This window comes from Rhizobium redzepovicii, assembly GCF_019793435.1.
GTDB lineage: Bacteria > Pseudomonadota > Alphaproteobacteria > Rhizobiales > Rhizobiaceae > Rhizobium > Rhizobium redzepovicii.
This window is the reverse complement of record NZ_JAILYH010000002.1, coordinates 152809-175568: the sequence shown is the minus strand read 5'-3', so window position 1 is coordinate 175568 and position 22760 is coordinate 152809. Positions and strand designations below refer to the sequence as shown.

Annotated in this window: 20 protein-coding genes and 1 pseudogene; 18 read left to right on the top strand and 3 right to left on the bottom strand. The window is 61.1% G+C overall.

Going from position 1 to position 22760, the window contains the following annotated elements; all coding sequences use genetic code 11:
* Positions 1-55 precede the first annotated feature (55 nt).
* From K6N12_RS03220 to K6N12_RS03155, 14 genes and pseudogenes are all read left to right on the top strand, one after another.
* Positions 56-700, top strand: coding sequence for a DUF2291 family protein (locus K6N12_RS03220; protein WP_222148733.1), 645 nt, complete (start codon positions 56-58; stop codon positions 698-700).
* Positions 697-2247 carry a sugar ABC transporter ATP-binding protein gene (locus tag K6N12_RS03215; RefSeq protein WP_222148732.1) on the top strand — a complete coding sequence of 517 codons (1551 nt, stop codon included), beginning with the start codon at positions 697-699 and terminating at the stop codon, positions 2245-2247. The genes K6N12_RS03220 and K6N12_RS03215 overlap by 4 nt, the downstream gene beginning before the upstream one ends.
* Entirely contained in the window at positions 2244-3308 is a 1065-nt protein-coding gene (locus K6N12_RS03210) for an ABC transporter permease (RefSeq protein ID WP_054185406.1), read from the top strand. Before K6N12_RS03215 ends, K6N12_RS03210 begins: the two co-directional genes overlap by 4 nt.
* Before the next feature lies 1 nt (position 3309).
* Positions 3310-4344 carry a Gfo/Idh/MocA family protein gene (locus tag K6N12_RS03205; RefSeq protein WP_222148731.1) on the top strand — a complete coding sequence of 345 codons (1035 nt, stop codon included), beginning with the start codon at positions 3310-3312 and terminating at the stop codon, positions 4342-4344.
* A complete protein-coding gene (gene apnL / locus K6N12_RS03200; RefSeq protein WP_097624241.1) occupies positions 4341-6185 on the top strand; it encodes a D-apionate lactonase in 1845 nt (614 codons plus the stop codon). The genes K6N12_RS03205 and apnL overlap by 4 nt, the downstream gene beginning before the upstream one ends.
* Before the next feature lie 55 nt (positions 6186-6240).
* A complete protein-coding gene (locus K6N12_RS03195; protein ID WP_097624242.1) occupies positions 6241-7245 on the top strand; it encodes a dihydroxyacetone kinase subunit DhaK in 1005 nt (334 codons plus the stop codon).
* 2 nt (positions 7246-7247) lie between these two features.
* Positions 7248-7895, top strand: coding sequence for a dihydroxyacetone kinase subunit DhaL (gene dhaL / locus K6N12_RS03190; protein ID WP_097624243.1), 648 nt, complete (start codon positions 7248-7250; stop codon positions 7893-7895).
* 70 nt (positions 7896-7965) lie between these two features.
* Positions 7966-9219, top strand: a complete 1254-nt coding sequence (locus tag K6N12_RS03185; RefSeq protein WP_222148730.1) for an ABC transporter substrate-binding protein — start codon at positions 7966-7968, stop codon at positions 9217-9219.
* 90 nt (positions 9220-9309) lie between these two features.
* Complete coding sequence (locus K6N12_RS03180; RefSeq protein ID WP_088686090.1) at positions 9310-10209, top strand: carbohydrate ABC transporter permease; 900 nt, start codon at positions 9310-9312, stop codon at positions 10207-10209.
* A gap of 53 nt (positions 10210-10262) precedes the next feature.
* A complete protein-coding gene (locus K6N12_RS03175; RefSeq protein WP_097624492.1) occupies positions 10263-11090 on the top strand; it encodes a carbohydrate ABC transporter permease in 828 nt (275 codons plus the stop codon).
* Between the two features lie 30 nt (positions 11091-11120).
* Positions 11121-12641, top strand: a complete 1521-nt coding sequence (locus K6N12_RS03170; protein WP_097624245.1) for a DUF5060 domain-containing protein — start codon at positions 11121-11123, stop codon at positions 12639-12641.
* Between the two features lie 14 nt (positions 12642-12655).
* On the top strand, positions 12656-13726 hold the full coding sequence (locus K6N12_RS03165) for an ABC transporter ATP-binding protein (protein WP_097624246.1): 1071 nt from the start codon (positions 12656-12658) through the stop codon (positions 13724-13726).
* A 137-nt stretch (positions 13727-13863) separates the two neighbouring features.
* On the top strand, positions 13864-14373 hold the full coding sequence (locus tag K6N12_RS03160; protein WP_131710585.1) for a GNAT family N-acetyltransferase: 510 nt from the start codon (positions 13864-13866) through the stop codon (positions 14371-14373).
* Positions 14374-14456: 83 nt separating this feature from the next.
* Positions 14457-14687, top strand: a pseudogene (locus K6N12_RS03155) (IS66 family transposase); the annotation flags it as partial.
* Positions 14688-14728: 41 nt separating this feature from the next.
* Here the strand turns inward: K6N12_RS03155 and K6N12_RS03150 are convergent.
* A complete protein-coding gene (locus tag K6N12_RS03150; RefSeq protein ID WP_246645381.1) occupies positions 14729-15415 on the bottom strand; it encodes an IMP cyclohydrolase in 687 nt (228 codons plus the stop codon).
* A 327-nt stretch (positions 15416-15742) separates the two neighbouring features.
* Here K6N12_RS03150 and K6N12_RS03145 point away from each other — a divergent pair, with 327 nt between their 5' ends.
* Complete coding sequence (locus K6N12_RS03145; protein ID WP_222148729.1) at positions 15743-16636, top strand: protein-L-isoaspartate O-methyltransferase family protein; 894 nt, start codon at positions 15743-15745, stop codon at positions 16634-16636.
* 878 nt (positions 16637-17514) lie between these two features.
* Here the strand turns inward: K6N12_RS03145 and K6N12_RS03140 are convergent.
* Positions 17515-18285, bottom strand: a complete 771-nt coding sequence (locus K6N12_RS03140) for a hypothetical protein (RefSeq protein WP_222148728.1) — start codon at positions 18283-18285, stop codon at positions 17515-17517.
* Positions 18286-18792: 507 nt separating this feature from the next.
* Between K6N12_RS03140 and K6N12_RS03135 the strand changes: the two genes are divergently transcribed.
* The 3 genes from K6N12_RS03135 to K6N12_RS03125 all read left to right on the top strand — a co-directional run bounded on the left by K6N12_RS03135 (position 18793) and on the right by K6N12_RS03125 (position 22293).
* Entirely contained in the window at positions 18793-19143 is a 351-nt protein-coding gene (locus K6N12_RS03135; protein WP_246645379.1) for a hypothetical protein, read from the top strand.
* A 700-nt stretch (positions 19144-19843) separates the two neighbouring features.
* A complete protein-coding gene (locus K6N12_RS03130) occupies positions 19844-20923 on the top strand; it encodes a YihY/virulence factor BrkB family protein (RefSeq protein WP_097624250.1) in 1080 nt (359 codons plus the stop codon).
* Between the two features lie 86 nt (positions 20924-21009).
* Complete coding sequence (locus K6N12_RS03125; protein WP_097624251.1) at positions 21010-22293, top strand: cystathionine gamma-synthase family protein; 1284 nt, start codon at positions 21010-21012, stop codon at positions 22291-22293.
* 47 nt (positions 22294-22340) lie between these two features.
* Here K6N12_RS03125 and K6N12_RS03120 read toward each other — a convergent pair whose 3' ends face one another.
* On the bottom strand, positions 22341-22754 hold the full coding sequence (locus K6N12_RS03120; protein WP_097624252.1) for a cupin domain-containing protein: 414 nt from the start codon (positions 22752-22754) through the stop codon (positions 22341-22343).
* Positions 22755-22760 lie beyond the last annotated feature (6 nt).

The following is a 22760-nucleotide window of genomic DNA, read 5'->3' as shown; positions in this document are numbered from 1 at the left end:
GGTGCAGCGTTGCGCCCTCCGCAATGCATTTTGCAAGACGTCGAGGTTTACCCGCATGTTGAGAATGAAGGGCGCCCTGTTTGCCGCCGTCGTGGTGGCGGCCTTGCCCGGTTGCAAGATCATCAAGACGCCGACTGCGAAGGAGAAGGCGGCTGAAGCGGCCAAGACCGCTTTCGACCCGAATGCCAAGGTCGAGGCGATCTGGCAGCCTGAGGTCGTGCCCTATTTCGAAAAGCGCGCCGGCGAGCTGAAGGACGTCATGCAACTTGCCACCTCCAATCCGGATGCTGCCGGCGAGAAATACGGCAATCCGCGCAAGCAGAGCAGTTCGCCCTGGACCTATGCGGTGAAGATCACCGGCACGGTCGTCGCAGCCGATACGGCCTCGCGCGCGGCAACGCTCGATGTCGACGCCGATGGCGACGGCAAGGCCGATGCCAAGGTGCAGATCGGGCCGGCGCTGCGCGGCACCGCACTGCGCGATACGCTGGAATTTGTCAATTTCAACGAGTTCAAGAACCAGATCGAATGGGCGCAGTTCGGCAAGGCGTTCAACGAGAAGGCCAATACCGCTTTTCTCTCCGCCGTTCCGCGCGATGGTCTGACCGGCAAGACGGTGACGGTGATCGGCGCCTTTCCGTTGCCGAAAAGCGGGGAGCTTCCGTTCGTCACACCCTCGGAACTGAAGGTCGGCTCATGACGGCGGCAGAGGCACGAGAGGACGACATCATCCTGCGCCTCGACGACGTGTCGAAGGTCTATTCCGGTATCGTCGCCGTTAAGCGCGCCAATCTGGAGCTGCGCCGCGGCGCAGTGAACGTTCTGGTCGGCGAGAACGGCGCCGGCAAATCGACGCTGATGAAGATCATCGCCGGCGTCGAGCGCCCAACGCTCGGCCGCATCGTCCTGGACGGCAAACCTGTCTCCTTCGACAGTCCGGCCGACGCGCAGGCCAACGGCATCGGCATGATCTTCCAGGAGCTCAATCTCTTCGCCAACATGTCGGTGGCCGAAAACATTTTCGCGAGGCGAGAGATCACTCGCGGCCTGCTCGGCATCGATCACAAGGCGCAGGTCGAGAAAGCCAATGAATTTCTGCGGCGCCTCGATGCCGGCATCGAGGCCGATACGATGGTCGAGGATCTGCCGATCGGCCAGCAGCAGCTCGTCGAGATCGCCAAGGCGATGTCGCTTAATGCTCGCATCCTGATCATGGACGAGCCGACCTCCGCGCTGTCGGCGGCCGAAGTCGAGATCCTGTTCAAGGTGATCGCCGAGCTGAAGGCGCAGGGTGTGGCCATCGTCTATATCTCGCACCGGCTGGAAGAGCTGATGCGGATCGGCGACTACATCACGGTGCTGCGCGACGGCCAGATCACCGGGCACGCCATGGTCCGCGACATCGATACACGCTGGATAGTGCGCTCGATGATTGGCTCGGATGCCAAGGATTTTGCGAAATCCGTTACCCATTCCATCGGCAGCGAGATGTTCCGGGCCGAAAATATCAGCCTTCCCAGACCGACCGGCGGGCTTGCCGTCAACGATGTTTCCCTGTCGGTCAAGGCAGGCGAAATCCTCGGCATTTACGGCCTGATGGGTGCCGGGCGCAGCGAATTCTTCGAATGCGTGATCGGGCGCCATATGCATTCGAGTGGCAAGATCTTCATCGACGGCAGGGAAGTGCGGGCACGCGACACGACGCGGCGCATCCGCCGCGGCCTTGCGCTCATCCCGGAAGACCGGCAGCGGGAAGGACTGGTGCAGGTGCTTTCCATTGCCTCCAATCTGACGCTCGCAAGCCTTTCGCGTTTCACCCGGCTTTTCCATATCGACAGCGGCGCGGAGAAAAACGCCATTCAGGAGGCGATCCGCGATCTCTCGATCAAGGCGCCCAACCCGGATTTCGAGGTCACCTCCATGTCCGGCGGCAACCAGCAGAAGGTCGTCATCGGTAAGGCGCTGATGACCAATCCGAAGGTGCTGCTGATGGACGAGCCGAGCCGCGGCATCGATGTCGGCGCCAAGGCCGACGTCTTCCGCACCATGCGGCGGCTGGCGGCAAACGGGCTCGCCATTCTGTTTTCGACCTCCGACCTCGAAGAGGTCATGGCGCTATCCGATCGCATCGCGGTCTTGAGCAACGGCCAGTTGGTCGCTGTCTTCGACCGGGACGAGGCGACTGAGGAAGCGATCATCGCGGCTTCGGCCAAGGGACACGGACATCAAGGGAAACTCGCGTCATGATGGCGGCTACGTCTACCACTCTTGCGCCGAAAGGCGCCAACGGCTCCGCGCTTCTGACGCTGATGAAGCTCAGAACCTTCATCGCGCTTTTCGCCGTCATCATCTTCTTTGCGATCTTCGCGCCGAACTTCACCTCGACGGCGAACATGATCCTGATGTCGAAACATGTGGCGCTGAACGCCTTCCTGGCGATGGGCATGACCTTCGTCATCATCACTGGCGGTATCGACCTCTCCGTCGGTTCGATCGTCGGCCTGTGCGGCATGGTTGCCGGCGGGCTGATCCTCTACGGCATCGAACTGCCGATCGGCTACACCATCTATTTCAACCTCTTCGAGATCGTGCTGATCACGCTGTCGATCGGCCTTATCATCGGCCTCATCAACGGTCTGTTGATCACGAAGCTGAACGTCGCGCCGTTCATCGCCACGCTCGGCACGCTGTATGTCGCTCGTGGCCTGGCGCTGCTGTCGTCCGATGGCCAGACCTTTCCCAACCTCGTCGGCCGGCCGGAATATGCCACGACCGGCTTCGACTTCTTCGGCGCTGGCCGCATCCTCGGCCTGCCGGTGTCGATCTGGATCCTGATCGTGCTGGCGCTGGCGGCCGCTTATGTCGCCCGCTCGACGCCGATCGGACGCCACATCTTCGCCGTCGGCGGCAATGAACGGGCGGCGCGCATGTCCGGCATCCGCGTCGATGTCGTGAAGATCTTCGTCTACATGTTCTCCGGCCTTTGCGCAGCAATCGTCGGCGTCGTCATCTCCTCGGAACTGATGGCCGCCCATCCGGCCACCGGCGAAAGCTTCGAGCTCAATGCGATCGCGGCAGCCGTTCTCGGCGGCACCTCGATGTCGGGCGGCCGCGGCACGATCGGCGGCACGATCATCGGCGCCTTCGTCATCGGCATTCTCTCCGACGGGCTTGTCATGATGGGCGTCTCCTCCTTCTGGCAGATGGTCATCAAGGGCCTCGTCATCATCATCGCCGTGGTCGTCGACCAGGCGCAGCGCCGCCTGCAGCAGCGCGTCACCCTCATGCAGATGGCAAAGGCAGGTTGACATGACCGAATTGAGAGGTGCGTTGATCGGCTGCGGCTTCTTTGCGATCAACCAGATGCATGCCTGGAACAATGTTGAGGGCGCCAGGATCGTCGCGATCTGCGACCGCGACCCGGAGCGGCTTGACATCGTCGGCGGCCAGTTCGGCATCGAGCGTCGCTACAGCGATGCCGAGGCCTTGTTCGCTGATGGCGGCTTCGATTTCGTCGATATCGCCACCACCGTCCAGAGCCATCGCGCGCTGGTGGAAATGGCCGCTCGGAATAAGGTGCCGGCCATCTGCCAGAAGCCCTTCGCCAAGACGCTATCGGATGCGAAGGCGATGGTCGAGGCCTGTCGCGAGGCCGGCGTCGCCCTGATGGTGCACGAGAATTTTCGCTGGCAGACGCCGATCCAGGCGCTGCGCACCGCGCTCGATACCGGCGCCATCGGCACGCCCTTCTGGGGCCGCTTTTCCTTCCGCTCGGGCTACGACGTCTTCTCCGGCCAGCCCTATCTCGCCGAAGGCGAGCGCTTCATTATCGAAGATCTCGGCATCCATACGCTCGATATCGCCCGCTATATCCTCGGCGACGTCAGCTCGCTCACGGCCCGCACCAGGCGGGTCAATCCAAACATCAAGGGCGAGGATGTCGCGACCATTTTGCTCGATCACGAGAACGGCGCCACCTCGGTCGTCGACGTCAGCTACGCCACCAAGCTTTCCAAAGAGCCGTTCCCGGAGACCCTGATCGAGCTCGACGGCGCCGAAGGCACGATCCGCCTGAGGCAGGAGTATGGCCTCGAAATCACCAACGCCAAGGGCACTACGATAACGGATGTTTCGCCGAAGCTGCTGTCCTGGGCCTCGCGGCCCTGGCACAATATCCAGGAGAGCGTCTATGCGATCCAGCAGCATTGGGTCGATCAGCTCAAGCGCGGCGCGGAGCATTCGACCTCGGGCGCCGACAATCTGAAGACCTTCGCCCTCGTCGAAGCCGCCTATGACAGTGCTTCCAGGGGGCAGACGATCGATGTCGGGGCGATGCTGCGATGACGGCCGATGCCTTCCAGCTTTGCGGCACCCATGCTGTGGAAACGCCGCCGGTTCGCCTGACGGCCGGAAAGCTGACGGCCGATCTCGCCGATGGCAACCTTCGCTCCATCCGCTACCAGGGGATCGAGGTGCTGCGGGCGATTTCCTACCTCGTCCGCGACCGGGACTGGGGCACTTACAGTCCTGACATCGCCGATCTCAGGATCGAGCAGGGTGACGACCGTTTCGGCATCGCTTATCGGGCGCGTTGCGAGAGGCCGGATGGAACGAAGCTCGTCATCGACGTCCGCATCCGGGGATATCCGGACCGGCTCGATTTCGAGGCCGAAGCCACGAGCGACACCGGCTTTGAGACCAATCGCTGCGGCTTCTGCATCCTGCATCCGATCGTCGGCGTGGCCGGCTCATCGGCAACGGTTGAACATGTCGACGGCCGGATCGTCCAGACACGATTTCCCGATATCATCGAGCCCTGGCAGCCGTTCAAGGATATGCGCGCCATTTCCCATGAGGTCATGCCTGAGGTGACGGCGGAATGCCGGATGGAAGGCGACACCTTCGAAATGGAGGATCAGAGGAACTGGTCCGATGCCTCCTACAAGACCTATGTCAGGCCGCTTGCCCTGCCCTGGCCCTACAAAATTCCCGCCAACCAACCGGTTCGGCAGAAGACGTCGCTCACGATCAGGGACACCAGCCGCTCCGCAGCGCTTTCAGCCGCGACGTCGAGCGGTGTCATAAAGCTCGAACTCGGAACACGGGCCGGCACCATGCCCGATATCGGCGTGGTCGTTACGCCGGAGCAGGCCGATGCAACGCTCTCGGCCCGCTCTCTCCTGTCGGAGATCGCGCCTCGCGAGCTTCTCTTCCATTTCGATCCGGACGCCGGACATGGCGCCGAAGCGCTGCAGAAATTTGCCGCGATCACCGCCGCTCATCGCGGCCGCACGACCCTGGAGATCGCGCTTGCCTGCAAGGTGTCGCCAGCAAGCGAGGCGGCCGAGATTGCCCGCCAGATGCGGAGCGCGGACTTCCGGCCGGATACAATCCTGGTCTCACCTTCCGTCGATCGGCAGTCGACGCCGCCCGGCAGCAAATGGCCGGACTGCCCTCCCCTCGAAGAGATCTATGCCGCGGCTCGCGCCGCCTTCCCGGGCATTCGCATCGGCGGCGGCATGCTGAGCTATTTCACCGAGCTCAACCGCAAACGCGTGCCGGCTGGCGAGATCGACTTCGTCAGCCATTGCACCAACCCGATCGTGCATGCGGCCGACGATCTCAGCGTCATGCAGACATTGGAAGCGCTGCCCTTCATCACGCGATCCGTCCGCGCGATCTACGGCGACAAGCCCTATCGCATTGGCCCGTCGACGATCCCCATGCGACAGAACCCTTATGGCAGCCGGACCATGGACAATCCGGCCGGCGGGCGCATTCCGATGGCCAATCGCGACCCGCGTCATAACGGGCGTTTCGCCGAGGCCTTTGCGCTCGGCTACGCGATCCGGGTGCTGGATGCCGGTCTCGAAGGCCTGACGCTTTCGGCACTGACCGGCCCGTTCGGCCTGATTGCCGGCCCTGATGAACCGACCGAACGAGGCGGGCGGCGGCCGCTCTTCAATACCGTGCAGACTTTGTCGGCACTCGCCGGCGCGTCCTGGCAGGAATGCGTTTCGTCTTCGCCCTCCCAGGTGTTGTCTTTCGTGGCGCGGGATGCTGGCGGCGCCAAGATCTACGTGGTCAATCTGACCGGCGAAGAGCGACGGGTCGACGGCGACGCATTGGGCAAAGAGGTGCGGCTCGCACCATTCGCCACTGCGGTCTTGCCACTCGCGGATTGACGTCCAGCGCGCCAGCCGCATCTATGCAGTCGGAGCTCGTTCTGGGAGGATCGGCGTGAAGACGAAAAAGCTTATCAATGCAGGCGCAGATGCCGTCGATGAAATGCTGCAAGGCGTGCTCGCGGTCCATCCCCGGCATCTCTATGCGGTGGAGGATATGCCGCGTGCGATCATTGCCAGAAACGGGCCACGCAAGGGCAAGGTCGCGCTGGTGATCGGCGGTGGATCCGGGCACGAACCGACATTTCTCGGTTATGTCGGCAAGGGGCTGGCGGATGCCGCGGCGATCGGCAATGTCTTCGCCTCGCCGCCGCCCGATCCGATTATCGCCTGCGCCAAAGCTGTCGACGGCGGCGCCGGCGTGCTCTTCATGTACGGCAATTACGCCGGCGACGTGATGAATTTCGACATGGCGGCGGAAATGCTGGCGCTCGACGAGATCGAGGTGCGCACCGTGCTGACCACCGACGATGTCGCCTCCGCCCCTGCCGATCAGAGGGAGAAGCGGCGCGGCGTTGCCGGCAACGTCTTCATCTTTAAGGCCGCCGGTGCTGCCTGCGATCTTCTCAATTCCTTCGACGAGGTCGAGCGCGTCGCGCGCCACGCGAATGCGCGCACCTATACGATGGGCGTGGCGCTTGCGCCCTGCTCGCTGCCGCAGACTTTGAAGCCGAACTTCCTGATCGGCGAGGAGGAGATGGAGATCGGCATGGGCATTCACGGCGAACCCGGTGTTGCCCGCGAGCCGTTGAAGACGGCCGACGCGGTGACCGACGAACTGATGGACAATATTTTCCGTGAGATGAAGGCCGAGCGGGGCGATCGTGTCGCCGTGCTCGTCAACTCGCTAGGATCGACGCCGATGATGGAGCTCTACATCATGATGCGGCGGGTCAAGGCGCGGCTCGATCAAGCTGGGCTTGTCATTCATACGTCGCTCGTCGGCAATTATTGCACCTCGCTCGAAATGGCCGGCGCGTCGATCACCGTCATGCATCTCGACGACGAGCTGCAGCGGCTGATCGATCATCCCTGCGATTGCGCCATGTTTGCGAGGTGACCATGGCAATTGCGACGAAAGACCTGCAGCACCTCTTTGCCTTAATCGCCGAGGACATCGGGGCGCAGCGCGATCATCTCTGCGAGCTGGATGGCGCCATCGGCGACGGAGATCATGGCCTTGCCATGGATGCCGGCTGTGAGGCCGCGACCAAGGCCGTCGGTGCACTCGACCCCGCGCAGACTGCGCCGACGGCCGTCTTCAACGCGGCGGCAAAGGCATTTTTGAATGCGGTCGGTGCGTCATCGGGCCCGCTCTATGCGACGGCTTTCATGCGGGCCGGAGCCGCCGTCAAGGACAGACCGGAGCTGAGCGACGAGGAGTTCGTGCGCGTTTTCGCGGCGATGGCGCAGGGCATTCAGGAACGCGGCAAGGCCGAGCCCGGCGAAAAGACTATGGTCGATGCCTGGAAGCCAGCGGCCGATGCGGCGCTCAAGGCCAGGGCGTCGGGAGCGGCCCTTGCTGAATGCTTCGACATAGCGGAGCGGGCAGCGCGCCAAGGCTGCGAAGCGACCCGGGATATGACGGCGGCCAGGGGGCGGGCATCACGGCTCGGGGATCGGGTGATCGGCCATATCGACCCCGGCGCGGCATCGGCCGCTATCATCATAGCCTCCATCGCAAAATTCACACAGCATCGTGATGGTTAGCTCATCATACCAGTTGACATGTAAATGATCATCTGCGACAAGGGGCCGGCTTATCAAGAGGAGGACGGTAATGCTGACCCTATCCGCGAAATTGAAGACTGCGAGCATCGTCGCGATCGCCATGGCGTCTTTCGCCGCGACGCCAGTTCTTGCCGAAGACATCACGCTCTGGACGCTCAACTTCGACAACAACGCCGCCAACGGCGCGCTGAAGAAGGTCGCGACGGATTTCGAAGCGGCGAACCCGGGAACGCATGTCGAGATCGTTCAGCGCGCCGTCGACGAGCACAAGACGGCGCTGCGCGTCGCAGCCGGCTCAGACAAGGGCCCAGACATTTATTTCAGCTGGGCGGGCCTTGGCCTCGGCGGCGAATATGTGAAGGCCGGCCTCTCCCTGCCGCTCGACAAATATTACACCGAATATAAATGGACCGACGAACTGCTGCCCTCGGCTGCGGCTTTTGCCGACCTCTATCCCGGCGGCAAGCACGGTGTTCCCTTCACCTTCAAGGGCGAGGCCGTCTATTACAACAAGAAGCTTTTCGAACAGGCCGGCATCAAGGAAGAGCCGAAGACCTATGAGGAACTTCTGGCCGCGGCCGACAAGCTGAAAGCCGCCGGCATCCCCGCCTTCACCTTCGGCGGCACGGTCAACTGGCACGTCATGCGCCTGATGGATGTCATCCTCGAGACCAAGTGCGGCGCCGAAAAGCACGACGCGTTGAAGGCGATGACGCTGGATTGGACCAAGGAGCCTTGCGCGACGGACGGTTTCGCGGAATTCGCCAAGTGGACGAAGGACTATACGCTGCAGCCCTTCATGGGCATCGACAACAAGCAGTCCTACAGCCTCTTCACCGCAGGCCGCGCGGCGATGATGCTCGAAGGCGACTGGCTGGTCAGCCAGCTCAACGGCTCGGGCGCCAATCTCGACCATTACGGCATCTTCCCCTTCCCGACCAATACCGAGCGTCTCTATGGTTTCGCCGAGTACAATTACATCAGCACCAAGAGCAAGAATCCCGACACAGCCGCGAAATTCCTCGACTATTTCCTGTCGACCAAGGTGCAGCAGGATCTGCTCGGCCAGCTGAGCTCGACCTCTGTCAATAAGAATGTCCAATACGCCAACCAGAAGCCGCTTGAGGCGGAATGGCTGGGGATCTTCCAGAAATACGGCAAGGTCTACATGAACGGCGACCAGGCCTTCCCGCTCGATGTGACGACGGAATATTTCCGCGTCATCAACGACGTCGCCTCCGGCAACACAGAGCCGGCCGAGGCGGCCAAGCAGCTGCAAACCTTCATCGCAAGCAGAACCTGATTCCTCCCAAGCGCCGGTCGATCGACCTCCGCATTGATCGGCTGGCACATTCTTTCGTGAGCTGCGCAAGCGCCCCGCCAGGAGGAAAGCATGTCACTTCGACAATCGACACATGACCCGCGTATGCAAGCCGCAATCCTGCTGGTGCCGGCGCTGGCGATCTATGCGGTCTTCGCGCTCTACCCGATGCTCAATGTCGTCATCCTGAGCTTCCAGAAGTGGAACGGGCTGGATGCCAACCGGCAGTTCGTGGGCATGGCCAATTATTCGGCGATCTTCACCCGCGATCCTGTCTTCTGGGTTGCCTTCCGCAACACGGTGATCTGGACCCTGATGAGCCTGATCTTCCCGCCGCTGGTTGGGCTGTTGCTGGCGCTCAGTCTCAACCAGAAGATCTTCGGCCGCAACGGGCTGCGGGCGATCTTCTACCTGCCCGTCATCATCGCCCCGATCGCCGTCGCCACCATGTGGAAGTGGATGTACGATCCCTTCTTCGGCCTGTTCGCCCAGCTGCTGACCTCCTGGGGCATGCAGGGCTGGATCAAGGACTGGCTGGGAAACAAGGATATCGCGCTTTACTCCGTCTTCGTCGCCTATCTCTGGCAGACGGTCGGCTTCTCCATGGTGCTGTTCCTGGCCGGCCTGCAGAATGTCTCGCAGACGCTGGTCGAGGCCGCGCGGATCGATGGCGCCGGCCGCTGGGCGGTGTTCAAACATGTAACGCTGCCGGCATTGCGCCCGACGATCACCATTGTTCTCGTTCTCTCCGTCATCTCGTCGCTGAAGGCCTTCGATATCGTCTACGGCCTGACCGGCGGCGGGCCTGCACAGTCCACCCAGATGCTGGCGCTCTGGGCCTTCACCCAGGCCATGCAGATCTTCGATTTCGGTCGGGGTGCGGCGATCTCCGTCGTGCTGCTGTTGATCACCATGGCCGTCGTCATTCCCTATTTGAGATGGACCCAGAAGCACGAGGAGGTCGAATCGTGACAGCAGTGCCGAGCGAAACCGCCGCCGTGCATCTCGACGTCCAGCCATCGTCGATGAAGCGTGATCCCATCCTGATCGGCCTCTGGATCACGCTTGTCATCGTCGCCCTCGTCTGGGTCGCGCCGTTTGTGTTCATCGTCTTCACCTCGCTGAAGACGCCGGCGGCGGTGACGAGCACCGGCGCCTTCATGCCGCCGACCGAGCTCGCCTATGACAATTACAGCGCTGCCTGGAGCCGCGGCAATTTCGCCAACTCCTTCTTCAACAGCGTCATCATCACGGTCATCAAGGTGCCGCTCGGCCTGTTTCTGTCGGCGATGGCCGCCTATGCGCTTGCCAAGATCAAGCTGAAGATCAGCAAGGCGCTGCTGCTCATCGTCGTCTTCGGCACGATGATCCCCTTCCAGGTGATGCTGGCGCCGCTCTTCACCCTGGTCAATTCCTTCGGTCTGATCGACACCTATCCCGGCGTCATCCTTCCCTATATCGCCTTCGGCGTTCCCTATCAGGTCTTCATCCTGCATGGCTTCTTCAAGGGCATTCCCAAGGAGTTGTCGGAAGCCGCGCTGATCGACGGCGCAACCCACTTCACTATCTTCCGGCGGATCTTCCTGCCGGTCTGCCTGCCCGTGCTTGCCGCGCTGCTCATCCTCGATTTCGTTTCTACCTGGAACGAATTCGCCATGGCGCTGGTGCTGCTGCAGGACCAGCACATGTGGACGCTGCCGCTCGGTCTGATGTCGTTCCAGGGGCAGTTCTCCAGCAATTACGGCCAGCTTAACGCCGCGATCGTCGTGACCGTCCTGCCGGCGACGATCGTCTATCTCATGTTCCAGCGCTACTTCGTCTCCGGCCTCACCTCCGGCGCCGTCAAGGGCTGATCGCGAAATCTTTCTACGAGGAGAGACAGAATGTCCGATGCAACAGTCGAAAAATGGGGTGTGTTCGAGGCCGCCTTCGAAGGGCCTGCGGCCGGAAATCCCTATCTCGACGTGGCATTCGATGCCGTGTTCACCCAGAAGAGCCGCGACGTGCGCGTGCCGGGCTTCTATGACGGCAACGGCACCTACCGCATCCGTTTCATGCCCGACAGCAAGGGTGAGTGGTCGTTTAAGACGCGCTCCAAGACCGCGGCGCTTGACGGCAGGACCGGCGTTTTGACCGCGGTGGCACCTTCGGCCGGCAATCACGGCCCGGTGCGCGTGCGCAACAAATTCCACTTCGCGTATGCCGACGGCACGCCGTTCCTCTCCTTCGGAACGACCTGCTACGCCTGGACGCATCAGCCGCTCGACATGCAGAAGCAGACGTTGGAGACGCTGAAGACCGCGCGTTTCAATAAGATGCGTATGGGCGTATTCCCGAAGGACTATCCCTATAATGTCAACGAGCCGCTGCATGCCTGCTTCGAAAGCGGCGCGGAAGGCAGGCAGGATTTCGACCGGCCCAACCCCGCGGCCTTCCAGCATTTCGAAAAACAGGTCTCGGCTCTCTGCGAGCTCGGCATCGAAGCCGATATCATCATCTTCCATCCCTATGACCGCTGGGGTTATGCCGACATGTCGGCGGCGCAGGATTTCCGCTATGTCGAATATCTGGCCGCCCGTCTTTCTGCCTACCGGAACGTCTGGTGGTCGCTCGCCAACGAATATGACTTCCTCATCGACACCAAGCCCATGGCGCAGTGGGATCGCTACTTCCACATTCTGGAGGAAAACGATCCCTACCAGCACCTGCGCTCCATTCATAATGGCGACGTGACCGCGAATTTCGATCATCGCAAGCCGTGGGTCACCCACACCTGCATTCAGAACCCCGACGTCAAGCGGACCCAGGAATGGCGCGATGCCTATGGCAAGCCTGTCGTCAATGACGAGCCGGAATATGAGGGCGACATCCTGCAGTCCTGGGGCAATCTTCATGCGGGAGAACTCGTGCATCGCTTCTGGATCACCATGGCGCGCGGCGGCTATGCCGGCCATGGCGAGACCTATTCCCATCCCGAAGATCTGATCTGGTGGGCCAAGGGCGGCGAACTGCGGGGCGAGGCCTGGAAGCGCATCGGCTTCCTTCGCGATCTCCTGGAAGCCGACGTCAAACATGGACTTGAGCCGCTCGGCATCATCGGCGAATGGCCTTGGTCGCGCGTGTCGGGCGCGCGTGACGGCGACGGCGATTTCCGGCTGATCTATTTCGGCGAGCATCAGCCGGTCGTCTGGTCCACCGGCCTGCCGGTAGATGGCGACGATTACGATGTCGATATCATCGACACCTGGGAGATGACGATCACGCCGGCCGAGAAGGTGGCGGCACCCGTTCCGCATCCGACCCGTCATGGCTCGGTCGTGCGCGGCGGCAAGCCGGACGCCTCCTTCGGCGTCAAAATCCCGCGCAAGCCGTTCCAGGCGCTGCGCGTGCGCAGGAAGCGATAGAGGATAGGTCCTACATGTCTGGCTTGAGCATCAGAAACGTCAAGAAATCCTTCGGCCCGGTCGATATCATCCACGGTGTCGACGTCGAGATCGCCGATGGCGAATTCACCATTCTCGTGGGCCCATCCGGTTGCGGCAAGTCGACCTTGCTGCGGATGATCGCCGGGCTCGAGGATATCACCGGCGGCCAGATCAGCATCGACGGCCGGGTGGTGAACAATCTGCAGCCGAAGGATCGCGATATCGCGATGGTCTTCCAGAACTACGCGCTGTACCCGCAGATGACCGTCTCCCAGAATATGGGCTTCGCGCTGGAACTTGCCGGCGCCAAGCGGCCGGAGATCGAGAAGAAGGTCGGCGAGGCCGCCGCCATTCTCGGCCTGCAGCCGCTTCTCCACCGCAAGCCGGCCCAGCTTTCCGGCGGGCAGCGCCAGCGCGTCGCCATGGGCCGCGCCATCGTTCGCGATCCCAAAGTCTTCCTCTTCGATGAGCCGCTTTCCAATCTCGATGCGAAACTGCGGGTGAAGATGCGCGCCGAGATCAAGGCGCTGCACCAGCGGCTGAAGACCACCATCGTCTACGTCACTCATGACCAGATCGAAGCCATGACCATGGCCGACAAGATCGTCGTGCTGCATGGCGGCCGCGTCGAGCAGATCGGCAGTCCGCTCGAACTCTACGACAGGCCGCGCAACATCTTCGTCGCCGGTTTCCTCGGCTCCCCCGCCATGAACTTTCTCGAAGGGACGATCGATGAGGCGGGAAAGCCGGCATTGGCGCTCTCCAGCGGGTCGCGCGTGGCGCTCTCGCGGGCGCCGGCCAATTCCGCCAACCGGCCGCTGACGCTCGGCATCCGCCCCGAAGACATCGCCTTCGGCGGCGAGAACGGGGTTGATGCCGTGGTCAAGGTAGTCGAACCGACGGGATCGGAAACCCATGTCGCCGTGGAAGTCGATGGCCGCGAGCTGACATGGGTGGTGCGCGAACGTGTCGAACTCGCCCCGGAACAGCCGGTGAAGCTTTCCTTCGAGACCTCCAAGGTTCATTTCTTCGACCGGCAGACGCAGCAGCGTTTGAACGCCTGAAGACAGTTTACGCGCAATCGGGGCTGCGAAAATCGCTGTCGGATGGGCTGGATGATGCGTCATTTCGGCAGACAAATGGTGACTTGTCATCTCAAAATCTCGCCGATAGGTTGTCGGGATAACGAGGTAGCCAAGACATGCACATCCGAAAAGCCGTCTCCTCCGACGCCGAGGAACTGAGCGCTCTCCTGAACGAGATCATCCGGGCCGGCGGAACGACAGCGCTCGAGACCCCGCTTTCGGCTGCCGAATTCGCCGACTGGTTCATCGATGGCGAGTTTCCGCTTGCCTGCCATGTAGCCGAGCACAATCAGTCGCTGGTCGGTTTTCAATCGCTGAGCTTATATGGCGATCCACCGAAAGGCGTCGCCGACATTGCGACCTTTGCCCGTTTGAACCCGAAGACCGCAGGCGTCGGCAGCGCGCTTTTTCCCGCGACCCTTGCGGCAGCGGAAGCGTTCGGACTCGAATTCATCAATGCGACCATCCGCGCCGACAATATCAGCGGCCTTGGCTATTACGCCAAGATGGGCTTTGAGACCTATGACAGGGTGGCCCAGGTTCCCCTTCAGGACGGGATGCCCGTCGACAGGATCAAGAAGCGGTACAGCGTAAACGCCATGGGTGGCACGACGCCGCGCGCCTGATCGTGCGAACGGCGCTCCTGGGAAGTGTCGAGACCCGGAGGTCGGGCGGGCTCAGGCTGATGCTCCCTGCTTGCAGTTCAGTGCTGCCGCGCGGCCTAAGTGCGGCAGAAGGATCTCGCGGCTTCGTCACCAGGCGAAAGATATCTGGTAGCACCATGAACAGAGACGGCCATGTTGCGCGCGACACTATGCTCGGCCTGATGAAGACCTGCCAGAAGCTCGGACTGTCCTTTTACCATTATCTCGGTGACCGGCTCGGCGTCAGTTGCCAGGCCACCCCGCAACTGGCAGGCCTTGTTGCCGCGAAAGCCTAAGCGGCTGTCGGGCTTGAAGCGAACCATCCCCTTATATGAAATCAGCGGATGGAGTTCAGCGTCGCGCTTTGATGTCCTGTTGCAGACGCGATCCAGGATGTGGCGCAAATAGGTTTCTCGAATTCAGAGAAGACTGATGCATCGGTTATATGGCGACAAATTGCAATCGGCTCAGCGGCGCCAAAGTCACTATCAATCTGTTCGACGCGGGGAAGAGGAAACGCATAAGTCGTGATATAGGCGAGCTGCCCCGGCTCAATCTCCATAGGCATAACTGATAAGCTGGTGGCGGTTACGCTACCGAGCCATAGCCTGCTCTCGGCAAGGTCAACCAAACCGCAAATTCGCGGCGTGTCATGCTGATCGAACTCACGGTCAAGGCCAACGAGAACGCTGGCAATTGCATCTCGGGGGGCATTACCTGCCTTAAGCCGCTCATAAATCGGTCTGGTATGCGTGCCGTTGCTGACAACCGCAAAATGATCGTTCCAAATTAGACATTCATAAGCAATGTAAGGACTGTCTGATGCTGCGTCGGCGCTTTCCGGTTGGGCAATAATCTGCACAGAGTTGCCCAGCTTTTCCGCGTTCCTGTTGGGAAACGATCGGCTCGAAACCCTGTAAGCAGCGACCAAATCCCCTTTTCGGGTGCGACCCACGCCAACAATTCGACCAACATACATGTCTAAAATACTCCGGGCTAACACAGCGGCAATCGTAACAACCAATTATCAACCTGCCCAGATTGTAAGGTTTGGATACACAACGGAGTTTTATGTCGCATGTCTGGCGATTGCGTCAATCGCCTCTTGATGGTTGTGATCGTGCCCCGCATCCAATTGCGTTAGTGTCGCCTTGCGGCTGCGATCGATGATAAAATCCGTACTGCCGCCAAATCTAGCCCAGTTACCCTCGGTGCCGCAAAGAGAGGGGTCCCCATCCAGGCATTAACAGTATGACATAACAACGGAGTTTTTTACAATGGAAGCAAAATAGCGCGTAACTTCCGTCACGAATGTTGTCGCTTCAGATCAAGTCATGTTTGGAGATGAGCCATGCCCATTGCGATGTTCACGGCCGACGAACTTGCGGTGGTCCGTCGGGCCTACGCCCATCAGGTGGCGGCAGCCGCCGGAACGACGAACCCGCGGATCGAGGCCGCCTTTGCCGTAGTGCCGCGCGAAAAATTCCTCGGTGCGCCGCCATGGCAGGTCGCCAATCTGGGTGGCGGATATCGCCCGCTGCTTTCCTCCGATTTGGTTCTGGCCTATCAGGACGCGTTGTTCGCCTTGCAACCCGACAAGGGCGTCAACAATGGCAGCCCGTCGCTGCATGCGCGGCTGCTGGATGAACTGGACGTCCAAATCGGCGATCGCATCGCCCATATCGGAGCCGGCACCGGTTATTACAGCGCGGTTCTTTCCGAGTTGGTCGGCGCCACTGGTCATGTCTATGCCATCGAGATGGATCGTGATCTGGCCGGCCACGCTCGGTCAGCCCTTGCCGACCGGGCCAATGTCAGCGTCATCATCGCGGACGACAATCAATGGCCGCAGCAAGAGATGGACGCGATCTACGTGAACTTTGCCGTCGGGCGTCCCGCCGAGCGCTGGATCGAAAGTCTGCGGCCGGGAGGGCGCCTGGTGTTGCCGCTCGGCGTACCGCGCCAGAGTCGCCCATCGAGTAGTGGTCGTCATGCCTGCCATGGTGCCGCACTTCGTATCGGGCGCGGCGCGCGTGGATTTGCGGCACGCTGGATCGGTACAGCCTATTTCGTCTGCGCCGATGGTGGGTTGACGGTCGATGAGAATGAGATTGAGGCGCTGACGGCCGCGTTCAAGCGCGGCGGCATCGAGTTCGTCAAGAGCCTGATTTGGAAGACGGAGCCGCGGATAGGACGCTGCTGGTATATCGGCGACGAATGGGCGCTTTGTTACGATGAGCCCTGACATAGTCTTTTCGGCAGTGGAAAGCTGGTCGGCGGCGACGGCGGCTCGCCGAGATAACGAAAGTCCGGCGCGGGAGAGGGCGCCGGGCTTCGACAGGGACCGGCAGCCTGGGAGGAGGAATGCTGCCCGTCGAACCGCCGCGGCTCGGAGGGGGGCGCTTCGGTCGATCAAGAGGTAGTGCCGCAATCCCGCAAATTCAAGCGTGGCGGTCGGGCCATCGCGGATGATGCGGTGGAGGAAGGTTAAGCGGGCGTAGCTCTGATGACGGCGGGCGGATTCTGTGTGACGTTGTCCGCGGACAACTTGCGCCGCGCCGCCGCTCTGAAATGGTTGCCTGTTGTCCGCGGACAATGCATTCGCAATTGATAGCGGATTCTCGCCGCCCGTCCTTTGCAGGGTCGATCCCCGCTCGCCTCAGCGCGGCGATGCAGAATGCCAGCGCCTGCGATTAAGGGCGCGACCCTCCAGTTCCATCCTGACGTGCGCAGGCCGATGGCTAAACTCTCGGAGGGCCGCTCCAAGCTCCTTCTCGCATTTCTTTGGCGTGAGTGCGCCCGCCTCGTCCTTCGAAGCCCCTGCGGCGCGCCTCAGGATAGGGCTTCTCACGGGGCGGAATCTTCAGTGCCCGTTGCTGAGATGCGCTTGCTCGATCGGTCCGTGGATGTGCCTCAATGCAATAGCACTGCGTGAACGAGGCTCGTCACGCGGCCTTGTATCAGCCCATTAATCGAGCGTATCCGCTTCGGATCGCGAGCCGCTGATTTCAATTCGCGTCGCTCCGACCGCGTCGAGCCATTGCAGGATCTCCCAATAGGTGTTGGGAGGAGCATGTCGAAGTCGATACTGATGCAGCCTAGATCGAAGCACTCTCAGCGCCGCTAGGAAGGGCAACAGAGACGTTTTTTCATCTTGTCATCGACATCCGTTCCCCAAGCCTCCATAACGTAATTTCGCCAGGGGCATCTATTCGATTTTAGTGCCGTCGAGGACGGGCCAATGGTTTGATGTGACAAGTGGCTCTTTCCGCTCGGCCGAAACTCATATGCACATAGCCAGGGAAGAGCGGCGTCGACTCGTCCGTCGGTCGTCGGCTCTGGCGTCACCGACAAGGTAATAGAATTCAATGAAACTCCAGGTCCAAAGAATTCCTCCAGCTCGGATGGCTTCACATCTCGGACGGTGGTCGGATCATTGACGTCAGTAAATGTGACCAGGCGAGGATATTGTTTCGGTGTCAGCCTTTTCGCCTCTGTGATGAGTTGAATTCGATCAAGGGAACTTGCGTACTCGTCTCGACCAGCTGATCGAAATGGCGGGCTGGCGAAGAGCGTGATCGCCAGTTCTGTCGCGGCATCGTCAACCAGCGCAAACAGATACTTATTCGGTGCCACCTCCAATGTAACAGCTTCTCCGGTGAGTTTGAGCGGGCCGCCGTGCCCGCCTCCCGAATCGCCAATTCTGAACCATTCAGGTGGCATATCCCAACCTGCGGCAGTCACCGAACTGCCGATTACCATCCCATTAGGCGTCTCAACCGAAACCGTAAGCTTCTGCCGCCAACTCCAGTGGCGGAAGCCAAATAGGTTTCCCTCCCAATAGTAGCTGGCCATCGCGCCGAGAATGAGCACGCCAATGATGCCAAACGGCATGAACCCCCGCACTGTGTGCTCCTCTGCAGTCACATTTGAGTTTGGCGCCAATCTACGATCGAAATCTGAATAGAACCGAAATGTAGTAGAGGATGGTATCTGCCGCGACGGCTGGTCGTCAGGTCCATAGCTGACGATGACGTAACCAGCGCGCCGATGACCCCGTGAATCTCGATTTACTCCTCTCCAATCTGCTGCAACCTCTCGGGCGACGTGGCGCGCTTCCATGAGCCGGCACCATCCAGCTGACCTTGAAAGCCATCGCTCCGTCGTCCGCGGACAACGAACTGGGGGACTATGGCAGTTGGGGTTGGCGACCTACCCTTTCAGTCGATGCATATCCTGAGGAGAAGGCATCTACAGGTTAATGTCTCAGCATCGAGGCCCACACCTTGCTGCCGGGTTGAAGGGTGCTTGGAACCTATCGACGGCCATGTTCACCAAGGTCTAAGCGTAATCGGCTGACCTCGACCAAGAACATTGGGTCGTCCTATGCTCCATCCATCGATGAGATTCTGGCCTTCGAATATCGCCGCTCCGAAGAAGGTTCTGCGCCGGCAGTATCCATACATCAAGTCATCGCACCTCGATGAGGCCATCGCCGCATCCTTTGGCTTCAACTCATATGCCGCCATGTGTCCGACGCTGCATCAGGTCAGCGCCTATGCAAGGCTGGTCGTCGTGACCGACCATCTGCTGATGCTGCTTCGGCTGGAGGAGCTCGGTTATCGGAATATCGCTCCGGAGCCGTTGCGTCGCCTCATCTGGAATATAACCTTCCCCGATGATCGGTATGACAAGGATGTCGGGCAGATCATCCGGGCGCGCAGGAGGCCCGCGGCCGCCAATGCCGGGTAGTTCATTGGCTGCAGGCTGGAATCGTTCTGCCGTGAAGATTAGCGAGGGGCCGGCGTCATTGTCTGCCGAGATCCGAATGGCGTGGCATGAGCGATATCCAGGTACATAATTCACAGGCCGAAGCATCGAGGGGCACGTTCCGGCGCGGCTCCTTGCATTCATTCGGCGTTCGCGCACCCGCCTCGTCCTTCGAGGCCCCTGCGGGGCACCTCAGGATGAGGCTCTCGTGGATGCTGGCGCGGCGTCGTCGACAGCCCAAGGGCGATGTTTGCCGTGGACAACGCCAGCGGCTTTCGCCGGTTATTTCTGGCGGCGCTATTGATGAGGGGATGCATCGTTTGTCGCGTTTGATATCCAACGTTCGAGCTGATGGCGGTGGACGGAATTCGGGTCCAAGCCGCGCTTTCCAAGATGCGTGGCGGCGAATTTCCCGTTCCAGGGGCCCCTAAATCGCGGCGACGGCGGCCGGGTGCAGATATAGTCTAAACCGCAGTGATGAAACTAAACTCCTGTTTCATTTCCGTATTGAATAACTTATTGAGTAAAATCAGTATATTATGATAATGGGTTTCTGCCCTAAACGGCCCTTGTTGCCGCGGCCTCCCCTCCCCTGCGCTTCGAATCTCCACAAGAAAGCAACGGCTTGCATCCTTTTGCGGCACGCGGCGTTATCCACGCAGCAAATCAGAGGATTAGGGTAATGGCAGATGCGCTCCCGCTCAAGAGGTTGTCCATCGCCGCTGCGATGATGGCAGCGGCGATCGGGGCGTTTGTGTTGTTGCAGGCAAAGCAGGGTGGTGCGCCGGCTCCGTCGGCGGAGCCCGGCCGCGCGGTGGACGATCATGGCCGCAGCGCCGCCACGCCCGAGGCTATTCCGCTCAGCGGTCTTCGCGATGTGTTCTGGCGGGTTTACCGTGAAGTCCTGAACGACCGGGTGACACTCATTGCCGCGGGTGTGACCTTCTATCTGCTGCTGGCGCTGTTTCCCGCCATGGCGGCTCTGGTGTCTCTTTACGGGCTGGTCGCCGATCCGGTCACCATATCGGAGCATCTACGCGAACTGGCCGGTCTGTTGCCGCCGGGGGCCTTCGACCTTCTGGCCGATCAGATCAAGGAGCTCGTCAGCAAGCGCGACAGTGCGCTCGGCATCACCTTTTTCGTCGGTCTCGGCATTGCGCTGTGGAGCACGCATAGCGGCACGCTGGCGATCTTCGATGCGATGAATGTGGCCTATGAGGAGAATGAAAAGCGCGGTCTTATCCGTCTGAACCTCGTCGGCCTCTGCTTCACCTTGAGCGCAATGCTTCTGACGGTGGTCATGGTGGTGCTTGTCGGCGTCATGCCGGTCGTGCTTTCCTATCTCTGGCTCGATCAGTTCAAGGAGCACATGGCGCTTCTCCTGCGGTGGCCGCTGCTTCTGCTTGTTGTGGCGGTGGCGGTGACCTCGGTCTACCGCTTCGGCCCCAGCCGGGAGCCTGCCAAGCTTCGGTGGATGACGTGGGGGGCGGCTCTGACGACGGTTGCCTGGGCGGCGATGTCGCTCGGCTTCTCCTTCTATCTCGATCATTTCGCCAATTATAACGCGACCTACGGCACGCTCGGTGCGCTGATCGGCTTCCTCATCTGGATCTGGCTTTCCGTCGTCATTCTCGTCATCGGCGCAGAACTCAACGCCGAACTGGAGCATCAGACCGCGAGAGACACGACGACGGGCCCGCCGCTGCCGATGGGCGCGCGCGGCGCCTATGTTGCAGACACTTTGGGCGAGGCCATCAACTGATCGTTGAGGAGCATCATCGATGACTGCGCCTCAGACGCGGTTTTGATGTAATTTGTTCTTGGGCAATCCCGACAGAGGAGACGATCATGACGGCCCCGCATCCTTCCAAAACCCATATCGGCAATCATGCACTGCATCCCGAAACGCAGATGCTGAACTACGGCTACGATCCCGAACTCTCGGAAGGGGCGGTCAAGCCGCCGGTATTCCTCACCTCCACCTTCGTCTTCAATTCGGCCGAGGATGGCCGCGACTTCTTCGATTACGTCTCGGGCCGCCGCGAGCCGCCGGCGGGCAAAGGCGCCGGTCTCGTCTATTCGCGCTTCAACCATCCCAATAGCGAGATCGTCGAGGACAGGCTTGCCGTCTACGAGCGGACGGAAAGCGGCGCGCTGTTTTCCTCCGGCATGTCGGCGATCGCCACGACCTTGTTCGCCTTCGTCCGGCCGGGCGATGCAATCCTGCATTCGCAGCCGCTTTATGGCGGCACGGAAACCCTGCTGGCAAAGACCTTCCTCAATTTCGGCGTCGCCGCGGTCGGCTTTGCCGATGGCGTCAGCGAGGGATCGGTGCAGAAGGCGGCTGAGGAGGCGATGGCCAAGGGCCGCGTTTCCGTCATCCTGATCGAAACGCCGGCCAATCCGACCAACAGCCTGGTCGATGTCGCGATGATCCGGCGCGTCGCCGACGCGATCGGCGCAAAGCAGGGGCATGTGCCGATCATCGTCTGCGACAACACCCTGCTCGGCCCGGTTTTCCAGCGGCCGATCGAACACGGCGCCGATATCTCGCTCTATTCGCTGACCAAATATGTCGGCGGCCATTCCGACCTGATCGCCGGCGCCGTTCTCGGCCGCAAGGCAGTCATCAAGCAGGTCAAGGCGTTGCGCGGCGCGATCGGCACCCAGCTCGATCCGCATTCCTGCTGGATGCTCGGCCGCTCGCTGGAAACGCTGCAGCTGCGCATGGAGCGGGCAAACAGCAATGCGCGCGCCGTCGCCGATTTTCTGCGCGATCACCCGAAGGTCGAGAAGGTTCACTACCTGCCTTACCACAATCCGGATTCACCGGCTGGCCGGACCTTCGCCGCGCAATGCACCGGCGCCGGTTCCACCTTTTCCTTCGACATTCGCGGCGGCCAGCCGGCCTCCTTCAAATTCCTGAACGCGCTGCAGGTGTTCAAGCTTGCGGTCAGTCTCGGGGGAACGGAATCGCTGGCGAGCCACCCGGCGACCATGACGCATTCCGGCGTGCCGGCCGATGTCCGCCAGCGCATCGGCGTGCTGGAATCGACCATCCGCCTGTCGATCGGCATCGAACATCCGGACGATCTGATCGCCGACCTGGAGATGGCGCTGCAATCTGCTTGACCGAGAGCAAGGAACGATGCCCGGCGGGGCCGGGCATCGAGGGCAGCTTACTTGTCGTCGGTCGTCAGTTCCGTCTCGTCCGAGTTCACCACGAAGACCGCAAGCAGTTTCGCGGGCGCGGTCTTGCTGCCGTTGGCGCTGACGCTGTGGTGATCGCCGGGGAATTCGGGAAAGCTTTCGCCGGCCTTGTAAATCTTCACCGGGCCGTCATTGACCTGGCTTTTTATCGAGCCCTCCAGAACGGTGGCATAGATGAAGGCGGATTTCGGGTGGGTGTGGCCTGGCGATGTGCCGCCGGGCCTATATTCGACGAGCACGGCCTTGATGCTCTTGCCGGGAACGTTGGGAAGCGCGTGGTCGTAGACGAGGGTTACCTTCGCCTTGTCGCCTGCGGCATGCGCGGCGGTGCCGGTGACAATGGCAACGGCGAATGCCCCTGCCGAGATCATTTTTCCTAACATGTCTGG